At 62.9% G+C, this 20321-nt stretch carries 19 protein-coding genes and 2 pseudogenes; 8 read left to right on the plus strand and 13 right to left on the minus strand.

Going from position 1 to position 20321, the window contains the following annotated elements; all coding sequences use genetic code 11:
- Nucleotides 1–29: 29 nt before the first annotated feature.
- Entirely contained in the window at nt 30–335 is a 306-nt protein-coding gene (locus tag ACFWFP_RS19850; RefSeq protein ID WP_379297041.1) for a hypothetical protein, read from the minus strand.
- A gap of 115 nt (nt 336–450) precedes the next feature.
- Between ACFWFP_RS19850 and ACFWFP_RS19855 the strand changes: the two genes are divergently transcribed.
- The 5 genes from ACFWFP_RS19855 to ACFWFP_RS19875 all read left to right on the plus strand — a co-directional run bounded on the left by ACFWFP_RS19855 (nt 451) and on the right by ACFWFP_RS19875 (nt 4375).
- Nucleotides 451–1188, plus strand: coding sequence for a zinc ribbon domain-containing protein (locus ACFWFP_RS19855; RefSeq protein WP_379297043.1), 738 nt, complete (start codon nt 451–453; stop codon nt 1186–1188).
- A 230-nt stretch (nt 1189–1418) separates the two neighbouring features.
- Entirely contained in the window at nt 1419–1574 is a 156-nt protein-coding gene (locus ACFWFP_RS19860; RefSeq protein WP_379297045.1) for a hypothetical protein, read from the plus strand.
- Nucleotides 1575–1993: 419 nt separating this feature from the next.
- The gene (locus ACFWFP_RS19865) at nt 1994–3271 is read left to right on the plus strand and encodes a cation:proton antiporter (RefSeq protein ID WP_379297047.1); all 1278 of its coding nucleotides are present in this window, start codon (nt 1994–1996) and stop codon (nt 3269–3271) included.
- 299 nt (nt 3272–3570) lie between these two features.
- Entirely contained in the window at nt 3571–3825 is a 255-nt protein-coding gene (locus ACFWFP_RS19870; protein WP_379297049.1) for an IPT/TIG domain-containing protein, read from the plus strand.
- A gap of 301 nt (nt 3826–4126) precedes the next feature.
- The gene (locus tag ACFWFP_RS19875; protein WP_379297051.1) at nt 4127–4375 is read left to right on the plus strand and encodes a hypothetical protein; all 249 of its coding nucleotides are present in this window, start codon (nt 4127–4129) and stop codon (nt 4373–4375) included.
- Nucleotides 4376–4412: 37 nt separating this feature from the next.
- Here the strand turns inward: ACFWFP_RS19875 and ACFWFP_RS19880 are convergent, their stop codons facing one another.
- A complete protein-coding gene (locus ACFWFP_RS19880) occupies nt 4413–4535 on the minus strand; it encodes a hypothetical protein (RefSeq protein ID WP_379297053.1) in 123 nt (40 codons plus the stop codon).
- A gap of 223 nt (nt 4536–4758) precedes the next feature.
- Here ACFWFP_RS19880 and ACFWFP_RS19885 point away from each other — a divergent pair, with 223 nt between their 5' ends.
- Nucleotides 4759–5616, plus strand: coding sequence for a GNAT family N-acetyltransferase (locus ACFWFP_RS19885; RefSeq protein WP_379297055.1), 858 nt, complete (start codon nt 4759–4761; stop codon nt 5614–5616).
- Nucleotides 5617–5686: 70 nt separating this feature from the next.
- Here ACFWFP_RS19885 and ACFWFP_RS19890 read toward each other — a convergent pair whose 3' ends face one another.
- Both ACFWFP_RS19890 and ACFWFP_RS19895 read right to left on the minus strand, forming a co-directional pair.
- Complete coding sequence (locus ACFWFP_RS19890) at nt 5687–6688, minus strand: IS481 family transposase (RefSeq protein WP_379297057.1); 1002 nt, start codon at nt 6686–6688, stop codon at nt 5687–5689.
- Nucleotides 6689–6692: 4 nt separating this feature from the next.
- Complete coding sequence (locus tag ACFWFP_RS19895; RefSeq protein ID WP_379297059.1) at nt 6693–7652, minus strand: nitroreductase/quinone reductase family protein; 960 nt, start codon at nt 7650–7652, stop codon at nt 6693–6695.
- A 430-nt stretch (nt 7653–8082) separates the two neighbouring features.
- Here ACFWFP_RS19895 and ACFWFP_RS19900 point away from each other — a divergent pair.
- Nucleotides 8083–8172, plus strand: a pseudogene (locus tag ACFWFP_RS19900) (short-chain dehydrogenase); the annotation flags it as partial.
- A 71-nt stretch (nt 8173–8243) separates the two neighbouring features.
- A complete protein-coding gene (locus tag ACFWFP_RS19905) occupies nt 8244–8453 on the plus strand; it encodes a hypothetical protein (protein ID WP_379297061.1) in 210 nt (69 codons plus the stop codon).
- A gap of 1122 nt (nt 8454–9575) precedes the next feature.
- Here the strand turns inward: ACFWFP_RS19905 and ACFWFP_RS19910 are convergent.
- The 9 genes and pseudogenes from ACFWFP_RS19910 to ACFWFP_RS19950 all read right to left on the minus strand — a co-directional run bounded on the left by ACFWFP_RS19910 (nt 9576) and on the right by ACFWFP_RS19950 (nt 20243).
- Nucleotides 9576–9866 carry an NUDIX domain-containing protein gene (locus ACFWFP_RS19910; RefSeq protein WP_379297063.1) on the minus strand — a complete coding sequence of 97 codons (291 nt, stop codon included), beginning with the start codon at nt 9864–9866 and terminating at the stop codon, nt 9576–9578.
- A gap of 295 nt (nt 9867–10161) precedes the next feature.
- A pseudogene (locus ACFWFP_RS19915) lies at nt 10162–10908 on the minus strand (transposase).
- 73 nt (nt 10909–10981) lie between these two features.
- The gene (locus tag ACFWFP_RS19920; RefSeq protein ID WP_379297064.1) at nt 10982–12748 is read right to left on the minus strand and encodes an ATP-binding cassette domain-containing protein; all 1767 of its coding nucleotides are present in this window, start codon (nt 12746–12748) and stop codon (nt 10982–10984) included.
- Nucleotides 12745–14577 (minus strand): ABC transporter ATP-binding protein, encoded by a 1833-nt coding sequence (locus tag ACFWFP_RS19925; RefSeq protein ID WP_379297066.1) that lies wholly within the window; start codon nt 14575–14577, stop codon nt 12745–12747. The genes ACFWFP_RS19920 and ACFWFP_RS19925 overlap by 4 nt, the downstream gene beginning before the upstream one ends.
- Complete coding sequence (locus tag ACFWFP_RS19930) at nt 14574–15305, minus strand: L-threonylcarbamoyladenylate synthase (protein WP_379297068.1); 732 nt, start codon at nt 15303–15305, stop codon at nt 14574–14576. Before ACFWFP_RS19930 ends, ACFWFP_RS19925 begins: the two co-directional genes overlap by 4 nt.
- 53 nt (nt 15306–15358) lie before the next feature.
- On the minus strand, nt 15359–16495 hold the full coding sequence (locus ACFWFP_RS19935; protein WP_379297685.1) for a glycosyltransferase: 1137 nt from the start codon (nt 16493–16495) through the stop codon (nt 15359–15361).
- A gap of 16 nt (nt 16496–16511) precedes the next feature.
- Nucleotides 16512–17753 carry a glycosyltransferase gene (locus ACFWFP_RS19940; RefSeq protein WP_379297070.1) on the minus strand — a complete coding sequence of 414 codons (1242 nt, stop codon included), beginning with the start codon at nt 17751–17753 and terminating at the stop codon, nt 16512–16514.
- Nucleotides 17746–19335 carry a condensation domain-containing protein gene (locus ACFWFP_RS19945; protein ID WP_379297072.1) on the minus strand — a complete coding sequence of 530 codons (1590 nt, stop codon included), beginning with the start codon at nt 19333–19335 and terminating at the stop codon, nt 17746–17748. Before ACFWFP_RS19945 ends, ACFWFP_RS19940 begins: the two co-directional genes overlap by 8 nt.
- On the minus strand, nt 19332–20243 hold the full coding sequence (locus ACFWFP_RS19950) for a transglutaminase domain-containing protein (protein WP_379297074.1): 912 nt from the start codon (nt 20241–20243) through the stop codon (nt 19332–19334). Before ACFWFP_RS19950 ends, ACFWFP_RS19945 begins: the two co-directional genes overlap by 4 nt.
- Nucleotides 20244–20321 lie beyond the last annotated feature (78 nt).

The following is a 20321-nucleotide window of genomic DNA, read 5'->3' on the forward strand; positions in this document are numbered from 1 at the left end:
TCTGCGGTCGTCATCGTAGCTCTGCGAGGTCAGCCGAGGCAGGTGATCGCCCCGGCTGACCTCGAAGAACTCGCGGATGTCCGCCTCGGCCGCGGTCTGTCCGGGCGCCAGGACGACCACCGCGTGCACGCGTTCGTCCCAGTCGTGGTCGGAATGCCGATCACGGCGACCTGGGCGACGGCCGGGTGTTTGGCCACGGCGTTCTCGACCTCGACGGAAAGGGCTCTACGGTTGCAGCGATTCTGCAGAATCCGCGCTGCACGGGCTGCGCGATCTTCGGGCGTTGGAGCAAACGCGAAGAGTTGTTGGATCCCGACGACGTCGCCGCAGGGCATGCCGTCCGGTTCAAACGCTCGCCCTCCGAACGCATCGTCAGGTCCCGCTCATCCGGCGATCGTCTCGGTCGAGACCCTCACTGAGGCAACGCTTCTGCGCCGCAAGCGGGCAGGGATGAGTAACCGTGCCCGCAGCCAGCTCGAGCGGGCCAGGCCAATTCGTTCCGGTGGTATCTACCTGTTGCGCGGGCGGATCTACTGCAGTGCCTGCGGCCGCAAGATGCAGGCCGAAGTGCTGCGGGGAGCCGTCTACTATCGTTGCCGCGCACGGAGTTCGGCTCCTGGCAGTGCGACTCAGCACGAGCATTCCCGGACGGTGAATCTGCGTGAGTCGCACCCCTTCGAACCTCTCGACGGCTGGCTCGCGACCCTGTTCGATCGGAAGAATCTGGACACTACCGTTGCGGTATTCGTGGATGCTCCGAACGACGACGGCATCGATACTCGCCGTCAGCGCCAACGCATCGGACATGCGCAGATGAAGATCGGGCGTCATCTCGCGGCGATCGAAGTCGGGGTCGATCCTCAGGCGGTCGTTGAGGTGCTGAATTCGGCTCAGGCGGAAAAGGCGGCCGCGGAGGTTGAGCTGAACAACCTTCCGAAGATCGAGAGGCTGACCGACATTGAACTCCGCAAACTAATCGAGTCCTTGGCCGACGTCCGCGCGATCCTCGCTGCAGGTGCACCAGATCACAAGATAGAGCGCTATAACGCGTTTGAACTCCATGTGCGCTTTGCGCGCCTGGAGCATCATGCAACTGTTAGTGCATCCCTATGTGGGGATAGCACTGGTATCCGAAGGGCGATTCGACCATTACGCACACCAACTAACCCAGCAGACGTTTGGTGGTGAGGTGACGCATCCGGTGGGGGAGGCCTGACACGGTCGGTTCCCATGACGGTGGCCGTGCCGATACGCGGTGAACTGATTATCCGCCCAATACGAGCTCGAAGCAGTTCGCCGACCACTGCACGGCGCAGCGTCGGTCGCAAAGCGTCGTCTTCCGAACGTTGGGGTATGCGTGTTTAATGGAGTTACCTGGCAGCGTTCTCGCTCCAGGTTCTGTGAAATGAGGTACGACCATGATCGTGCTCGGATTGATATTGTTGTTAATCGGCTTCCTGACCGGGATCTCGATCCTCTGGACGATCGGAATCGTCCTTATCGTCATCGGAGTGATCCTCTTCGTGCTCGGTAGAACCGGGCGTATGGTCGGCGGCCGGAAGTATTGGTACTAGCGGTACGCGGATCACGACCTGCAGGGTGATCAACGAGGGCACCCTGCAGGTTGAGTGTGTCTGCCGACTCGCCAGATCGAGACCAACTCAGCGGTGTGAGAATCCGAAACGGTGTTGCTGGCTTGTGCGATAGATCGTCCCTGCACCCTGTTCACCCGCCGTGGTGTACGCGCTGTCGGCAGGCAACACGATCAGCCTGCTCGCGAAGCCAGTCAGTACCAGGGGTGGCCACCTCACTCTGTGATCGTGGTCCTGCACTTCGGGCTCGGTGTCGGCAGGTCGGTCCGAGCCGCTGAGGACAACGCACCGCGGCGTTGGTTGCGGGAGAGAACCTCGATGTCGTTTCGGACCGCGTCGACCGGGTAGATCCGGGTTATCTCCGAATAATAGGTAACTTGCGTGATGATGCAGCTACAACGATGACCACTTTCAATATCGAACGCCTATACCTTGCAGCCGGAATCGCACTGCTGTTGGCTGCGACGCTTCCTCGCCTCTTCAAAGATCGGGCAATCACGGCGCCGATGCTCATGTTGGGAGTCGGAGCTATCGGTGGACTCGTGATCGGACCCAGCGGCCTGCGAGCGGTGTCGCCCTTGTCTCATCCCGCCGTGATCGAGCATCTCGCGGAGCTGTGTGTGATCGTGGCCTTGATGGGAGTCGGGCTCGCGATCGACCGGCCCCTACAGTGGCGCACCTGGGGCTCGACCTGGCGCCTGCTGCTGATCACCATGCCGTTGTGCATCGCAGCGGTTGCGGTGTTCGGATGGTGGGCGGCAGCGCTGACTCCTGCCGCGGCAGCTCTGCTGGCAGCTGCGCTGGCACCCACAGACCCGGTGCTTGCCTCGGATCTGCAGGTCGAGGGCCCGACGCCCGGCGGTGCCGACTCAGCCGAGGAGGACGACGAAGTCCGTTTCGCGCTCACTTCGGAAGCGGGCATCAATGACGCCCTGGCCTTCCCGTTCGTTTATCTGGCGATATTTCTCGCGACCAAAGGCTCGGTCCAGACCTGGATCGTCGGCTGGTTCACCTGGGAACTCATCGGTAAGATCGCCGTCGGTGCCCTCGTCGGCGGAATCGTCGGAAGTTTGCTCGGTCGTGGTTTGTTCCGATTCCCCATCAAGGACGCACGCCTCGCCGATCGCGGGGAACCGATCGTCGCCTTGGCCGCGGTGTTCGCCGTCTACGGGCTCACCGAACTCGTCGGCGGCTATGGATTTCTCGCGGTGTTCGCGTGCGCGATCGCTATTCGACGTATCGAGCGCGGCAGCGAATACCACGAACAGATGCACAGTCTGGTCGAACAGTTGGAACACGTTCTCACCCTGGTCGTACTACTGCTGCTCGGAGCAGCACTCACCACGGGCCTGCTCGCCGCTCTTTCATGGCAGGGAGCCGCGGTCGGTATGCTCCTGGTCTTCGTTGTTCGGCCTGTCGCAGGGTGGCTTGCACTGCAGCGATGTGCCGAGATGAGGCCCAGGGAGCGCGTCATCACGGCCTTGTTCGGCGTCCGTGGAATCGGTTCGATCTACTATCTCGCCTACGGCCTGACCCAGGCGGACCTCCGCTCGGAAGCTGGTGCGCTCTGGGCGATCGCAGCGTTCACGATCGTTCTGTCCGTGATCGTCCACGGCGCCAGCGCAGGCTGGGTGATGCAGTACCTGGAGAACGCACGTGAAAGTAGGTCACCGATATAGCCGAACTCGGAACGCACGTCGAGTCAGGCAATTCGTTCCGGCCACTGCACTGGTGTTGGAGGCCGGTCGAGATCTTCCGCGCGAGCAGGTGTCGGGCCCCGGCTCGTCGTGTGTGGATGCCCGCGAACATGCCGCGAATCACCAGGTCGAAACCGTGACGAAACCGTACCAAAAATGCACTCCGGATCGCTTGACGAAGCACTGCCGCCGGAGGCCTACTGAGTGGGACGGCTGTCATCACAAGATCGATATCCGTTGCAGGACAACCCTTTTCACTCTCTTCGACTTGGAGTCGAAACATGGCAGCAGTACTCACCACCCTCACACCCAATACCGGCCCAGCGACGACTTTCAGTACTGTGGTGATCACCGGATCCGGGTTCGCCAATGTCGGTCCTCTGACTGTTCGGTTCGGTACGACGGCGACCACATTCACCATCGACTCCGACACCCAGATCACGGCCATCTCCCCGACGGGTACAGGCACGGTGGATGTCACCGTCAAAGTGGAGCTGAACGGTACCAGCAACGCACTGCCCTTCACCTACGTCTGACCGCGGTTGTGGCGCGGTCCGTCGGCGGGTAACTGCCCGCTGGCGGACCGAGCCATATTGCGGTCGCAGGTGGAACGGGCAGCAGGCGTGGGACGTGACGCACAGCGGTCAGCGGCGGGGTGCGCATCGTCTACATCAGGGTCTCGACCGTGGACCAGAACATTATTCGTCGACTCGACGAGATCGACGTCGAACACATCTTCACCGGCAAGGCTTCCGACAAGGACGCAACCGACCCGCTCTCGAGGAGATGGCCAACTGGGTGCTGCTTTCGACGAACTCGACGCGCACGCTCTTGCGGTTGAATGTGGACGAAACCGCGAAGATTGTCGAGGCTGCGGGGGAGGCGATCCATGGAGTGTCGAGGTCGTCGAGGCTCAACCCTCCACTCGCCGCGGCGGGCGCCGAGGTAGTGGTGTCCGACCTCGACGAACCCGCCGCGCTGGCGGTGTCGGAGCAGATCAATGCCGAACACCCCGGCGCTGCTGTCGGCGTCGGCGCCGCCGTTATGCCGCCGACGGCACCTGGGATCGGGTGTTGGTCGTGTTGACCGCGCAGGCTTCGGACCGCGGGCACTCCGTACGCCATTAGGTGAACAGAAAATCCGTCACCGGATGGGCGGTGCCCGCCACACGCCGCTCGCGATACTGCCCGACCAACCCGTCGAGCCGCTCCAGGTGCGCACGCGTTGCGGCCTGCCACTCGACCACACCAGGGCATGCTCCCGCACCGGCCTGCGGTGGCTGGTTCGCCCTGAACCCGGGTCCGAAACGGCGACTTGGATGTGGCTTCTCGATCGGGAAGCCGCGTTCCCGATGTTGCTCGGGGATGTCTCGAAAGTGAATACAGAATCCATGATGTTGCCTGTCGGGAGCGCCTCCGGTGGTGGCGCTCCCGCCGATACGCGGCGAGCCCGCAGCTACCGTGGAGGCTATGCCAACTCCTGTGCACCCCGCAGATCTCGTCATCACCCGGGCCACGCCGGACGAGTGGGCCACCGTCGTCGAGTGGGCCGCGGCCGAAGGATGGAATCCGGGGGAGGCTGATCGCGGCGCGTTCTTCGCCCAGGATCCGCACGGATTCTTCCTCGGGCGGGTGGACGGGGAGCCCGCCACGGCGATCTCGGTGGTGAACTACGGCGACACCTATGCCTTCCTCGGCTTCTACCTGGTCCGACCCGATCTGCGCGGACGTGGCTTCGGGATTGCCACGTGGCGAAAGGGGCTCACCCACGCGGGTGGCCGTGTGGTCGGGCTCGACGGGGTCGTGGACCAGCAGAACAACTATCGCCGCAGCGGATTCGAACTCGCCTATCGTAGTGCGCGTTTCGGCGGTGTCGCGACCTTGCCCGCACCGGACGGGGCCGTTCGCGTCCTGCTCCCCGATGAGGTGGGTGATGTGCTGGCCTACGATGCGCGTTGCGTTCCCGCGGCCCGGCCCATGTTTCTGGCGCGTTGGCTGACCGAGCCGACACACCGCACCTTCCTGCGGATCGTCGACGCGACCCTCACTGGATTCTGCACTGTCCGCCCCGCCCGCGACGGTTGGCGGGTCGGCCCGCTGTTCGCCGACACGGTCGACGACGCGCGGCAATTGCTCGCTGCGTGCGCGCGAGCCTCGGATGGCGCGTCACTGGCGGTTGATGTGCCACTGGGTAACGAACCGGCGGTGCTACTGGCCGAGACGGCAGGCCTGACACCCACGTTCGAGACTGCGCGCATGTACACCGGTGGCGTCCGAAACCATCTCCAGGACAGGGTTTTCGGTGTCACTTCCCTCGAACTCGGGTGAGGCCACAGGACACATCCTGATCTACGCGAGGCCGTCCGCGCGCCTGTGTGGCGCGCCGCAACGGCGATTTCTAGGTGTATGAGGCCGTGACGTTGGTGACGCCATGCTGGACACTGGCCGCCGGGGGCTGGCCGCCAACGGCACCGTGGGGCCGGTGGTAGTTGTAGTGGATATTCCACACTGCCAGGGCGTCGGCGCGTTGCTTCTCTGATGTCCAGGTGCGGGCGTAGAGGAACTCTTCAGAGATGATCCTGTTGTATCTCTCGACCTTGCCGTTATGGCGCGGCGTATAGGGCGCGATTCGCTGGTGCCGTGATCCGAGAAGTGCACGGGCGAAGGCGCCTGCGCGGTAGCACGCTCCGTTGTCGGTGACGACGCGCTCGATTCGTGTGATTCCGTGTGCGGCGAACCAGATTCGTGCCCGATGAAGGAACGCAACCGCCGTGACCGCTTTCTCGTTGTCGAGTGCTTCGGTGTAGGCGAGGCGGGTGTGTCCATCTACGGCGGAGTGGAGATAGACGTAGCCACCCCGACCTTTCGTTCGCTTGTGCCGGTTGGCATCTTTCGCCTCTTCGCTGCCGCGCCCATGGGCTCGCCAACCTCCGCCGTCGCGGATTCGCCCCACCTTCTTCACGTCGACGTGGATCATGTGGCCGGGGCGTCGGGCAACGATCCTGCGGGGTTGCCGGTTAGCCGCGCCATCGGGATCGATGAACCGTCGGCGATTCAGGCCCAAGGCGGCAAGGTGCCGCGACACTGTCCGGCGACTTATAGCGATGCCTTCGACCTGTAGCTCGAAAGCGATCCTGGCGGCCGCCCACTTGAATGTGCGGCGGAGATCCTCGATCCTGACGACGACCGCAGCATCGGTGGCTGTGGGCTGCCGATGGGGAGTCGAAGACCGATCGAACAGGCCGAGATCGCCATGCCGCCGGTGGCGGTTGACCCACTTCGAAGCACAGGCGCGCGAGATCCCCATCTCTGCCGCGACGTGCGCGATCGGGCGGTTCTGGCAGCGTTGGACCAGACGCCGACGGCCCTCGACCGATAGCGGCGCGTTGCGATGTGTCATCTCGTCACTGCCCCGAGTCGGCGTCAGGCGCCGGCGGGTTGGGCGAAGGTGGTGCGTCAGCAACGGCATTGAGGGCATCGAGGATCGTGTGCTCCTCGAACGCGAAGTGTTCGCGCAGGCGGGCGTCGAGGCCGTGTAGCTCGACTCGCAGCTCCCGCGGGTCACTGGTTCCGGGCGTATAGCCCGCGAGCAGCTCACGGATCAACGCGTTGATCTCGGCTACCACGACATGCTCGGCCCTGAGTTTTTCCAGCGTCGGTGCCAGTGCCGGAAAGGCTTCCGCCACCATCGGAAATGCGCCGAAGTCCTCTCCCATGTGGTGTCGTTCGAGCGCACCGCATAAGGTAACGCAACGCTCGAGCATCTCGGCATGCAACGTTCTCGGCGGCAACGTCATTGGTGTGACGACGTCGGCAGTTGCGATTATCGCGTCGACCTGGGCGATGACGAGATCTATTTCGGCGGACAGCCATTGGTGTACCTCGTGCATGAAGTCGCCCATCCCGCGCACGCGGTCGAGTCCCTGACGAGACGGGAGGGGAAGGATCTCCACCAGGGGGATGACCCGAGCTGTCATCTGCTGGTAGGTGCCGTAACCGCCATGCTTGCGCACTACCGCCTCCCAGAAGCGGTCACGCACCGCACCAGTCAATTCGGAGGTGGTCGCTGGGTAGGTTTCGGAACCGACCTCGACCCTCACCACTGGATGGGTCCGAAGATTGTGCAGCCAGGCTGGATTACGGTCTGCACCGCCGGCAGAGGCGACGACCAGGCGTTTGCCGTCGATGTCGAGGTAGCCCAGTGGAGTGGTGTGGCGGCGACGGGAACGTGCGCCGACAGTAGTCAGCAGAAGCAGAGGCGAGCCTTGAAAGGGACCACCAACGACGCCGGCGTTCGAACGGAACTCATCGATGACGCGATGTTGGAAGTCGTGGACAGCTGAGGATGACTCGGATTCGTGCATGGAAGATCCTTTGTCCGCTCGCGCTGGACATCACACCGCCAAGCCCGTGACCAGCCTGATGTCAGGCTGCGGTTGGGTTGGCCGACGCGTACCAGCGGCGAATGAGAGCAGGGCGACAACGCCGTCGACTTCCTCAGCGGACAAAGGTAGGCCTGAGGTATCGATCTCGCGCGGCGGGTGTCTGGTTCCTCGTCCGCCCTCAAACTCGGACTCACTGCATATGGCAGGGACACGAACACCCGTGTCAGCATCCTGCCACCGATGGCAGGGCGAGATCAACAGATGTCAACAACGTCCTGACCCGCAACATCTAGGGGTCGTCGCAACACGTGGTCAGTTGTTCAGGCCGCGAGTAGTTTATGCAAACGCTCGGCTGGGGTTTTCCAGCTGAGCGTTTTGCGTGGTCGCCCGTTGAGCTGGCGCCTCCAAACACGCGGTCATCGGGTTCACCGAATCGGTGCGTGACGAACTCACGGGCACCGGTGTGACCGTGACCGCGGTCCTGCCCTCGGTCGTGCGCATCGATCTGGTCGCCGGTGTGCAGCTCGGCGGGGTGCTGCCAACCGTAAGCCCGAACGCGTCGTCGAAGCCATGGTCGCGTCTTGTCGCCACCGGCGCACCCTGGTCGCGGTGCCGGGTTGGATGCGCGTCTACGAATTGGCCGCCGCGGTCTTGCTCGACCGGGTTGCGGCGGTCGTGCGCGGTCACCTCACCCGTGACCGGGTGCTGCACAGCCTCGGCACCGGCGCCCGTGCCGACTACGACGCCCGCGTACGCCGCGACGCCGACCCTGCTCTCTGACCTGACAAGGAAGTCAGCTGCGACACACACTCATCGGCGCGCTGAGCACCGCCCTGCTCGTCTGCCCCGGCCTGCTCACCGTGCTCCCCGCGCGAGCGGGGATGAGCCCGTCGACCGGACGTTCAGCGGCTGCCTCCACAGAAACCCCACAGTTTGACCGGAATTAATGGGAATTCATGCGATTCGTTGAGAAGAGTCGTTTCTCGGAAACCCTTGGTACTGGGCACTATTCGGAACTGATGAGTAGGTTCTGGACAACTGGAACTCGCCCCAGGTGGTCGCAGGTTCAAATCCTGTGAGTCTGGTAGGCCAGCACTTCTGTCTGGGTCCGGGCTGTTGTCCAGTTCTGCAACGCTGCTGAGCGTCACCAGTTCGAACCTGCTGGTGTGAGGTCGGCGATGCCTCGCGCGGGTGGGCGACGAAGATCTGTGCGGTTGCGGGCAGTGCATCGGCGCCCAGAAGCGGGGGACTTGTCGGCTGGGGTTCGAGCGGTCCGGTCGTTGTCGGCGGTCGGGCGTCTCGCACAACCGAGATCCGCGCGGCCTCTCGCCGATGCATTTTGCAGACGAAGAAGGCTCCGATCAAATGATCGGAGCCTTCTTTGCGTGTCCGGAGGGGGATACATTCGCTATCCACAGTGGTCGACCTGCGTAAGCGCTGAGTGTCGAGCCCCCACTGCGCCAGAGGCTGAGCAGTGGGCTCGTCTCCTTTTCCGGCTGTCCCCCGAACTCGTTACGAGCGAGGGGCTTTCGACGTTGAGTGGGGCGATATCAGGTCAGGAGGAGCCTTGGTAGATCGAATGCGCATTAGTGTCAGCAGTCGACACGGCCCCCGATAAGAACTCCTTGCGGGCGGCTATGCGGAGTCGAGTGAGCACTTCCGAAGTCTCGGCGATTATCAGTGCGAACGTGCCTCTGGATCGGGTTGTCGCTCAATTCTGTGACCCTCAGCGGATACGCATGGGTTCAGGGGAGTTTATGATTGCTGGGTTCGACCGCGCGCGAATGCGGGCGCTTATGGTGACGATCGTCAGCACCGTGTGACGGGGCTCGCAGGCCGACTGTGGTGGCGGCGCCAGGGCTCCAAACGGACTGCGTGAGGCACGGTGAAAGTGCAAGCGTCTCAACGGCTTTCCGGCAGGGGTCGGGTAGTCGCGAAGTCGCCGACGTTATGCTGGATGCCGATCATGGGCAGGCCGGTTTCCGCGCGGACGCCCCGCGTCAGAGCCGCGGCAACCGATTCTCCGGGTTCCACGGTGGCGCCGGGGAGCTTGCGGGTAAGCCGCACCTGCCCGGTTCTGTTCGCTTCCAGTAGCAATATCTCTCCGCCGCGGTCGATGATCGCACCGACCCGTAGCCTGAATCCGTCTCGTTCGCCGTGGGGCAGGATCTCGTCATGCATCGGTGTCGACATCGGTGGATTCACAAACCTTCGTTAGGCGGAGTGAGCGCGTGCGGTCTCCATACCATCAGTGGTGACCGCATACTTCATTGTTCCCGGTGCAGGTTCATTCGGACATGTTCGGCGCCACATAGTTTCGTGCGAACGCAATGAGTTCCTGCGTGACGCTGAGCCCTGCAGCGGGGGGTGACTGTCGGGCTGGTTCAGCACCACTTCTCAAGTCCAAGGACGGCCTGCGCACCGCGGTGGCGTAAGGGATGTCCCGAAAGTCTGGGGCGGTGACGGCGAGCGGTCCGCCAGCCAGGAATCAGTAGACGTGGGCAAGGTTGGCCAGAGTCGCCACCCCAGCCATCGCGACACTCACCCCATCACCGCGTAGACGGCCCTCGCGCAGGATCTTCCGGGTCTTCATCCGGGCGAAAGCGTGTTCGACACGGGCACCGACCTTGCGGTGAAACTTGTTGTGGGCCTGTTTCCATTCCGGCAGCTCGACGCCAGGTGACCGACGGTGCGGGCTGATCAGACCGGTGCCCTGGTAGCCGCCATCAGCGATCACCACCGCGTTGCGGCAGGAATCGGCGGCACCGGACTCAGCCCATGCTCGGCAGTCGTTACGGTTGCCCGGCAACGGTTTTCCGAGCGCGACGATGAGTTCGGTGTCGGTGTCGGTGTCGGCGTCGATGACGACCTGGTGGTTGGTGGAGTACCGGTAGTTGTTACTCGGAACGGCGAGCGTGTGATCGTGAGTCGGGACCAGGGTTCGGTCCACGATCAACACCGCACCCCGAGGGAACCGCGCCCGAGGGCGTAGCGCCAACACCGGTCCCAGGTCCTCGATCACCCGGGCCGCGGCCGACTTCGGCACCCCGAACACAGCCGCGAGTTGACCCATCGTGTGGTTGGCCCGTCAGTAGGTGGCCACCAGCAACACCCGGTCTTCGAAACGCAATCCCCAGGGTCGGCTGCGTAGCGGCCGATCAGCGCCCGCGCGCCGCAACTGTGTGATCAGACGGGCGAACGTGGGTGGCCGCAGCCCGGAGAACAACTCCGCCATCACCGGGTCAGCCGCCGAGATCACCACTGACGACACGATACCCGTTGCCGCTCAACGGCTTACGGAAGTTCCCTTAGACACGGTCGGCATAGCTGTCTGCCTGCAGCCGGTACATCCGCGCGTAGTGTCCGTCGCGTGCAAGCAGTTCGTCGTGGGTTCCGCGCTCGGTGATGCCGCCATCCGCCAAGACAATGATCTGATCGGCTGCGCGTACGGTGGAAAATCGGTGTGACACTAGGACTGTCACCGTCCCCGATCGGTGAGATAGTTCCCGGGCCAATCCGAGCTGGCGTTCATAGACGAGGTGTTCGCTGCGGGCGTCGAGCGATGCGGTCGGTTCGTCGAGAACACACAGGAGCGGGTCGGTCCGCATGTACGCGCGACTCAGCGCTAGGCGCTGCCACTGGCCGCGCGAAAGGTCGGCTCCGCCGAACTCGGTCCCTAGCTGGGTGTCCAGTTTCTCAGGTAGCGTCCGGACGACGGCAGCGGCATCACCATATTCCAGTGCTAGTTCAATGCGCTTGTCGTCGTGCAGGTTCGGTAGATCGCCGACCCCGACGGACTCTCTGACCGTGAACGCAAAGCGCGCGAAGTCCTGGAACCCTCCGGTGACCCGCTCGCGCCAAGCTCGGCGGGATTTCTCGTGCAGTGCCACGTCGTCGACGGTGATCACGCCGTGGATTGGCTCGTACAGGCCACAGAGCAGCTTGACCAACGTGGTTTTCCCGACGCCGTGTTCGCCGACGATCGCCAGTGTCGTTCCGGCTGGGATCGCTAGGTCGATCGACGAGAATACCACAGATTCGGCGCCTCGATAGCGAAATCCAACCCCCTGCAGCAGGATTCCGCGCCGCAATCGGTCCGTCAAGTGCCCGTTGATGTCTGGCTGGACCGTTTCGCGGCGGATCAGCCACAGGTAGACATCGATCAGATGGTTCGATTCGACGATGCTGCGGATCCTCCACACTGTGATCTCGGCGTCCTTGCGCAAGATTGTCAACAGGGTGACTGTCAACATGGCATCGCCCACTCCCGTGGTGGTGACCACCCGAAGCAGGACAAAGGTGTAGCCCACTGCGAACACCGTCCATCCGACTGTTGTGATTCGCGCAGCGAGTCGATGCGCCCGGGTCTGGATCTGCGTGGCGCGCGCCCACGTTTGCCGCTGTCGCTCCCGGAGCGCGTCACCGGCACCAGCGATCCGGACTTCCATGCCCGACGACGGCTGGGTGAGCATCGTGAACAGATGCTCTGCCAGCCGGGTGTCCTGGGCAGTGTCCATTGTCGACTTCCGGATATGTGTCTGGCCGCGGCGCTGGCACCATATAGCGACAGCCAACGGCACCAGCAGCGCTGCGAGCCACACGGCCACCAGCGCGAGTACGGTCACGATCACCACCATCCGTAAGGCGATCGCGACACTCTCGAGCACCTGCCACGCCGAACGTCCTAGCGCGTCCCCGCCGCGCCGCAGTACATCGACTCGGTTGGCGTAGTCCGGGTCTTCCAGAATCGTGAGGTCGTCGACTCCGCCGACGAGGTGCAGGATCTCGCTGTTGAGATCGATGCTCACAGTCTCAGCGAGCAGAAAGCCGAGATTAGCGCGTAGCAACGTACTCGCGGACGCGACCGCCCAACAAGCCCCCGCTGTCACGGCAGCTACCGCTGCCGCTGCGGTGTGGTGATGTAATCCGCTGTCGATGAATGTGCGTAGAGCCAGGCCGAACGCTGCGATGCTCGCGACATCCAACGCGATCAACCCCACATAGGACGACGCGGCGATGGGCCGTTTACGGTAGCCGATCCGGTAGAACGTTCGCAGCGTGGACAGCCGACTCACAATACCTCCTCGGTGTCGGTGAAACGATCGGCCTGCAGCCGGTACATGTGCGCGTAGGTGCCCTCGGCTTCCATCAGCTGCTGATGCGTACCGGCTTCGGTGATACGTCCGTCGTCCAATACGACGATCCGGTCAGCGTGTCGGACGGTGGCGAGCCGGTGCGAGATCAGCAGGACGCCTGCACCGCGCGCTGTTCGCAGGACGCGGTCGAGGACATCCCGTTCGGCGGCGACATCGAGATGGGCTGTCGGTTCGTCCAATACGAGCAGCCGAGCACCGGCGGCCACCGCGTATGCCGCGCGGGCCAGGGCGATGCGCTGCCATTGGCCGCCCGACAATTCCACTCCGCCGTGGTAGGTGCTGGCTAGAGTTGTGTCCCAACCCCTGGCTACGAGGTCTTCGATGCCGGCCTCCGCAGCTACCTGGGCGAGTTCGTGCGGGTCGGGCGTCGCGTGGCCTGCTCCCAGTGCGATGTTGTCGCACAGTGGCAGTTCGTATCGGTTGAATTCCTGGAACACCACACTGATCATGTGACGCCAGTAGGCGGGATCCAGCGATCGAAGATCGACACCGTCGACGGTGATTCGGCCCCGCGTCGGCTCGTACAGGCTGCCGAGCAGTTTCGTGAGTGTGGTCTTACCGGCTCCGTTGATCCCCACCAGCGCGACGAGTTTGCCCGGACCGATCTCTAGGTCGACATCGCGCAGCGCTGGACGCGTTGCAGTCGGGTAGGTGAAACCGACCGATTCGAAGCGCACACGCGGTGGAGCTGACGGCAGCGTCGTTGCTTTCGGTGTGTGTGTCGGCACTACCGAGGTGTGCCTGGTCAGCCTTTCCATGGAGGCAAGGGCTGGAATCCCGGCGAATTCGACGTCGAAGGATTCGTTGTCCCGGCGACTACTAGCCAGCACTACCAAGAAGGTTGCCAGGCAGATGGCCAGCACGCCGGCATCAACACGACCGGTCAGGATCGCGTGGGCCAGCAGCGACATTCCCGTTGCCGCCGTGACGATCAGCGCGACAGAGATCGCCACCAGGCGATGTAAGATCAGCAACCGCACCTGAGCGAGTCGATCGGTTCGCGATCCCACGACGCCGCGATATCGCGTCACGACCCAGTCGATCAAACCGAATAGCCGCAGTTCCTTCGCCGCCCACTGCGAGGTGGCGATATCGGCCCAATAGTCCGCGTGGCGGGCAACCGGCGCCAGCTCACGCACAATGGCGTGCTGCACCAGCCAGGCGCGCTGAGTCAGTATGCGCAGAACTTGTGCGCAGACGAGTGCGCCGACCGCCACAGGCCAGGAGAAACAGGCCAGTACGATCGCTGCCAGGATCGCCCCGATTATGCGCCCGACGATCACGAGCTGGCCGACAACACCACTTCCCAGGGTATAGCTGATCCAGCCGGGTAGTCCCTTCATCAGCCCGATGGCAAGCTCATCCTGGACATCGGGCCGCTCGAGCACATCGATGCCGACCGGGCGAGACACCAGCCAGGCCAGATGATCGCGATGCCATGCGTCGATCTGACGAGACACGGAGTGCCGTTCGGCAGACACAATGGACTCGCTTACCTCGGATGCCCACATCAGCACCCCGACCAGCAGCACACTCACAGCAACCGCTGTGCTGTCCGGTCGGGAGGCCAACCCGGAGACCATCCAACCGGTAGCGATACCGGTCGCGGCGGGTAGCGCTGCTTGTACGAGACAGACGACGATCAGCACGCTGACCGATGATGGACTCGCCACACGCAGCAACCGCAGTAACTGCAGGCGCGCTCGCAACCCGTCCAGAAACGAGGCACCGACGTTGTTGGGTCTCACGCTTCTTGCCGGTTCTCGTCTCGCGGGTTCAAAGATCTGACATCGATATCCACACCGGCGATGCCCGACGAATCCAGGGCGGATCCGGAGGTCGAAAGCGTGCGCCCCTCCACCGCACCTGTGCGGCCGGAACGTGCGAGGAGATCGTTGATCGTCTCGGACGCGACGGCGCCCTCCCTGACGATCATCGGCACCGACGTGCAGTCCACCACTGTCAGGCCCTGGTTCACAGGGCAATCACCGCCGTCGATAAAGAGTTCCACCGACAGCGATGTCAGGGCTATGAAACGTTCTACATCGTCGGCACTCAGCGCCGGCTGCCGGTCAGTCGAGGTCGGCGCGGTGCTTCGGCTGACCACTGTGGTGGCAATCGTATTTCGAGTGTCGGCAGCCAGCCTGCCCAGGATCCCAGGGTCGCGGGTGACCATCGCGTGATGGGAGCCCAGCCACCATCGCCCGCTGGCTTCTCGGTGGTTCCGCCATGAGAGGAGGAGCGCCATGTTGCCAGGCCACAACCTCTCGCTGAGTCGACGGGCCGGTTCGGACAGATAGAAACGCGCTTCGACGGATTGGTTCGTCGGCATCACCAGGGCGAGCGGCTTTGCGGCGTCTCGCCCTTTACCGACGAACAGCGCGCTACAGGCCGCGCCGTCGGTGGAGTCTGCGCACAGCATGTACCACCGTTCGGTGGGAACGATGATGATCTTGCCGTTGTCGAGCGCCTCCACACATGCCGCGTATCGCGACGGATCCTCAGCGACGAGGGACAACTCGACTCGCCTCATTCTCCGACACCCAGGCGAGCTGGATCGGCAGCACGGTCCAGTTTCCAGCGGCAGTAGGCGAGGTGGTAGGCCAGGCCCGCGAACCGCATCACACTGTCGTTTGCCAAATGCTGGAACGGGTCGGCTTCCAGCACACCGAGCCAATGCTCGTCCAGGAACGCGGGATTCTCCCTTGCCGCGGATTCGTACAGCTCGACCGCAGCGTGATATTCGCCGGCGGCCTGTGCTACCAGGCCCTGGTTGATCAGGGTATGGGTGAGGCGTTCGTCGAGAAGACGAGCGTGTTCGAGAGCCTTCCGAGCGGAAGGAAGGTTGCCGATCGACAACTCCGCGATACCGACCATATTCCATGCTTGGGCGTTGTCCGGGCTACTCGCGACGACTCGGCGATAGAGTTCGAGCGCCTCGCCGGGCTGGTCGAGCATGCGCAGCACGTGCGCTCGCGCGGACTGGGCATCAGCTGAGTCGGGGGACAATTCCAATGCCTCGTAGCTCAGCTCGTCTGCCTCGGCCATTCGCCCCACCTTCTTCAGAGTCAAAGCTAAACGCCAACGTAACTCCGAGCTGCCCGGATCTTCGGCCAGACGAGCGGTCAGCAACTCGACGTACCAATCGGACTTCATGCGACGAACAGCCGGGGAACGCCAGTTCCCGATGTGGTTGATCACAGTGGCGGAACGCGTGATTTCGCTCCCGGCCTCTGTGACAGCGGGGACTACCGATTCGGCGACGCGGTTTCGGTAGCGGATGTGTTCTCGGTTCCTGAATATTCGAACGACGTTGTCCGCGTAGAAACTCCCGCTCGAGATGAAGTTGTATCGCAGTGTGCTCAATGCCTCCACGTGTGCACCGGCCGCGCCGAGTACAGCTGTCAGCGCTGGGCCTGTGGCCTGGGACAATCTTTCGTCGGCGTCGAGGTAGAGCACCCAAGGGGTGCGTACGTGGTCCAGCGCCACGTTGCGCGGCCCGGAGAAGTCATCGTCGATCCTCGTGTGGAAGATCTTGTCGGTATACCGCGCAGCGATATCGATCGTGGCGTCGGTCGATCCGGTATCGACCACGATCAACTCGTCACAGAACGGTAAGGCAGATTGGATGCATTCCTCGAGGAACGATTCTTCGTTCTTGGTCATCACACACAGGGTGATGTCAGGCAGTGGCAAGCGGATCACTCCTGTTGATCGTGTCGAAGGTGTACCGGACGCGACGGCCGATGCGGCGGGCCTCTCGCACGAGCTCGCGTTCCCACTCTGTCCATAGGCCCAGGACACGGGTTGTCAGAACGACATCTGTGACGCAGCGATCCGGTAAACCGGTGTGCAATCCGAGGGAATGCAGGGTCGGTACCGATCTGCGCTGACTCAGAGCTGCGACGACAGCAGCATCGAAGTCGATAGCCGACGCCGCCGTGAGATACCCCGGCAGGTCGGTTCCGGAGCCGATGACGACAACAGACTCGGCGGAGGCTAAGCCGTCCACGGCGTCCAGTTCTCGGCGAACGTCGAATCCGGTGACCGCGTGTTGCCAGTCGAGTACCCGCGCGCATGCGTCGTTGACGCGATTGGGTCCCGTCGCCGCGAAAAGTTCGACATGTGGATGCGGGTGCTTTCGCAGAAAGATCTCCATATTCCGGTTGTGGCTTGCAACGTTGGCGTCGGTGGTGCGTCGGTGCGGCAGTTCGACCGACCAGCTGTCGCGGGATACCGTGAATGTGGTTCCTGCTCGATGTAGCCGGTAACCGAGCTCGATGTCCTCCGCCCCCCAGCTGGTGAAATCTTCATCGAATCCGCCTACGCGCCAGAAAGATTCGGCGGACAGCGAGATGTTGGCCGAGAAGAACAGCGACCACGGGGCGATCAGCGTGTCGATCGCCCACCCCGCCGCCGCGAAAGTGGGATGGCGCATATCGGTCGCCCACGACTGCCGTGCCATGAGGTTCCCGGCGGCGCTGGGCCCGAGAGTGGTGATGAGCTCACTCACGTGCGGTTGTTCCTTGAAAGGCTGATAGCCGTGGATGTATCCGATGGTCGCGACATCATTTGCCACTCGATGAGAGGCATGATGTGACGCGACGAAGGACGGCCCGGCGAAGGTGCCTGCGTCGAGAAAACAGAGGAGAGGCGCCGAAGCTAGCGCGGCACCCGCGTTGCGCGCGGCGCTAGCCCGGAACCCGAGATCAGGCTGGAAGTGGTAGGTGAGTGCGAGTTGCTCGGCGTACCGGCTGACGATTGCTCGTGTGTCATCGGTTGATCCGTCGTCGCTGACGATCACCTCGAACGGGACGGGCGAATGCTGGCAGTTCAGCGAGTCGAGCGTCCGGGCCAGTAGAGCTGCCCGGTTGTACGTCGGAATGATGACCGACAAAACAGCGGCATTGTCATGTCTACTCATTGTCGAGTCCTGCCAAGAACCGACCGAATGTTGCGCCGAAGTCGGCTAGTGCGTCCGGGTCCAGCTTTCTGGGGTCTGCCGACAGCGTCAGGTGTACTTCCGTTGGGCTGGTAGCGATGGTCACATCGAGCGCGGTGAATCGAGGTGCAGTCGTGTTCGGCTCGCTGGGGTGATCGACCGGCAAAAGTACTCCCGGGAGTGCCGAATGATCGCTCACATGGTTGATGAGTACCTGGTCGGGCCACGATCGTGTCTCGAGAGCGGCGAGGCGTTCCGTATCCGGTCCCAGCCATCGGGCAATGCTGTATTCCGGACCGGACAGTGCGGACGGGGGATTGTGACCCCCGAATTCCGACAGGTAGCGGCGCGGGGTTCGGGTGCGGGAGTTCTTCGGGAACAGCGCAATTCCGCTCGTGGCCAGACGCCCCACCGTGCGTGTCGCATCGAGGTCGCCGGTGGGCACCGCCAGCCGTCCGTGGTGGACGACCTTTGCCACGTTGGGTGTGCCCGTCAGGGCGGTGAGGGAGTACCCCGTAGCTGCCAGCAGGAGCGCGTGGCCCCCACCGTCGACCCCTTGTTTTCGCGCCACGTCCTTGATCGACAAAGGAATTCGGCGTCGGTGCACCGCACGTTCGGTGTCCGGTGTGCCGGCCCGCTCGGGTAGCAAGCCGAGGGATGTCCAATCCCATCCCATCCATGCGTCGACACGTGCTCGCGTCGCTTCCGACGCCGCGTAGGCGCGCAACGCGGTGCTGTAGGCAGCGAGCGTGGTGTCCGGCTTCGGGCCGTCACCGACGCTTTGGGCGCGCAATTGTTGAAAGTGCACGAGATCTGCCCAGATCACTTGCAGTGACAGAAGATCACAGACCAGATGGTGCGTTGTAAGCACCACGTACCGTGGTGTGTGCCCGGACCTGTCGGTGACGATCACTAGGCTCGCCAATGGGCCGTCGTGAATGTCCAGCGTCTCCTCCGCTTCGCCTACGACGCGTTGGAGTGTGTGGCTGTCGGATTCGTCGACGCATCGGTCGAGTGTCACCGCCATGTCATCGGCCGCCAGCAGGTATTGGTGCCACTGAGTGCCGCGCACTGCGAAGCGTGCGCGCAGTGCCGGATGTCGCGTGTAGAGATCGTGGGCGGCGGCAACGGTGGCAGCGGTTGTCCAATCATGGGGGACGGCCACGATCCTTGTCATCACCCCCCATGCTTGGGGCCGCGCTAGCTGAGGTATGGCATCCTGGAGAAACCACTCCTGATCAGCCAGTGTCCTTGGGGCGACGTCGATTCCGGTGAGTTCTTCTTCCAGCGTCACTGTGTCCGCGGCCAGGATCGATTCGATCTCCCGTGTCAACTCCTCGACCGATGGCATCCCGCCCATGATTGTTCGCAACGCCGGAATATTGCGTGTCCCCGGGAATCGTTCCTGAATCAGGAACATAATATTCATCGCGGCGATGGAATCGCCACCGAGTTCCTGTAGGTCAAGAGCAGGGTCGACATTCGAGCGCAATGCCGAAGAATAGACATCATGGATGAATCTCCCGACCTCTTCGTGTGCATCGGAGCGTTCTTTTGATGTCATCGAGACTCTCGTGCCTGCGATTCGCCGGAGATATCGGCGCGCCATCGTGTCGGAAGGGATGCGGTGGTCACGGCGCCGTTATGCCGAGCCAATGGGGCGTAATCCGAACCTATGCGTTTCAAGATTTGTGACGGTGATCGATGCGGTGGCCATTCGGCACCATCCAGCATATTCCATTCCGCAAGTGCCCGCAGCAGTATCGGGTCGACGGCAATCCATCTACCATCGACAAGAAACTCGACCCATTGGTGCGGACTTGAAAATGGTGGCGATAAAAGAAATCCGAACGCCGGACGTGCCGGGATGTCGCTCTCTTGTGCGCGGCCTACGAGAACAGCGGCTGCGGCCCGGCAATCTGCAACCCCGGACGATACGGCGAAGGATATATCCCCCCTCAGTATCTCCGGAAGATGGAAGAATGTTAATTCGTTGGCTACCCCCGAAACGATCCGAATAATATTCTCCGGCAACTCCGTATCGGGCGGAATGCTCGAGTGAAGCCACCGTGCATCTGAGCCTGTTCCTGCTTGCGTCCACCCGGCCGCACCCCATGTGTCGAAATGGCACGGTCCTGGATGGCCGAGGTCGGGACATGACGGTACGATTTCGACCTCGAACTCGCCCGCTGACGATGACTCCATCAAAGCCATTGCACGGCAGCGCATTCCGAGGGTGACGGGTGTCGGCAATCGTTGATACAGGCTGATATTTGCGATATCGATTTCATCGAAGTAGCGATTTCCCTCTCGGTAGTCCGAAGGCAGTCCTGCGGAGATGAGGTCATCTAGTAGGTCGAGCGGAATTCTCGACTGCGCGGAGAGCGTTTCGGCATCCACTGTGAACCGCCGCAGGGCATCCGGAATCTTCTTGAGTAGGTACTGAATATCCGCAGGCACGTCGTCCCCCATTCGGCTCTCACATTCTCTTCCAGGCGGATGCGATCCTAAGAGGAGGTTGCTTGAAGCTGCAACGTTTGCGCGCGCGAT

The sequence above is a fragment of the Nocardia sp. NPDC060249 genome, from assembly GCF_042728755.1.
Classification (GTDB): domain Bacteria; phylum Actinomycetota; class Actinomycetes; order Mycobacteriales; family Mycobacteriaceae; genus Nocardia.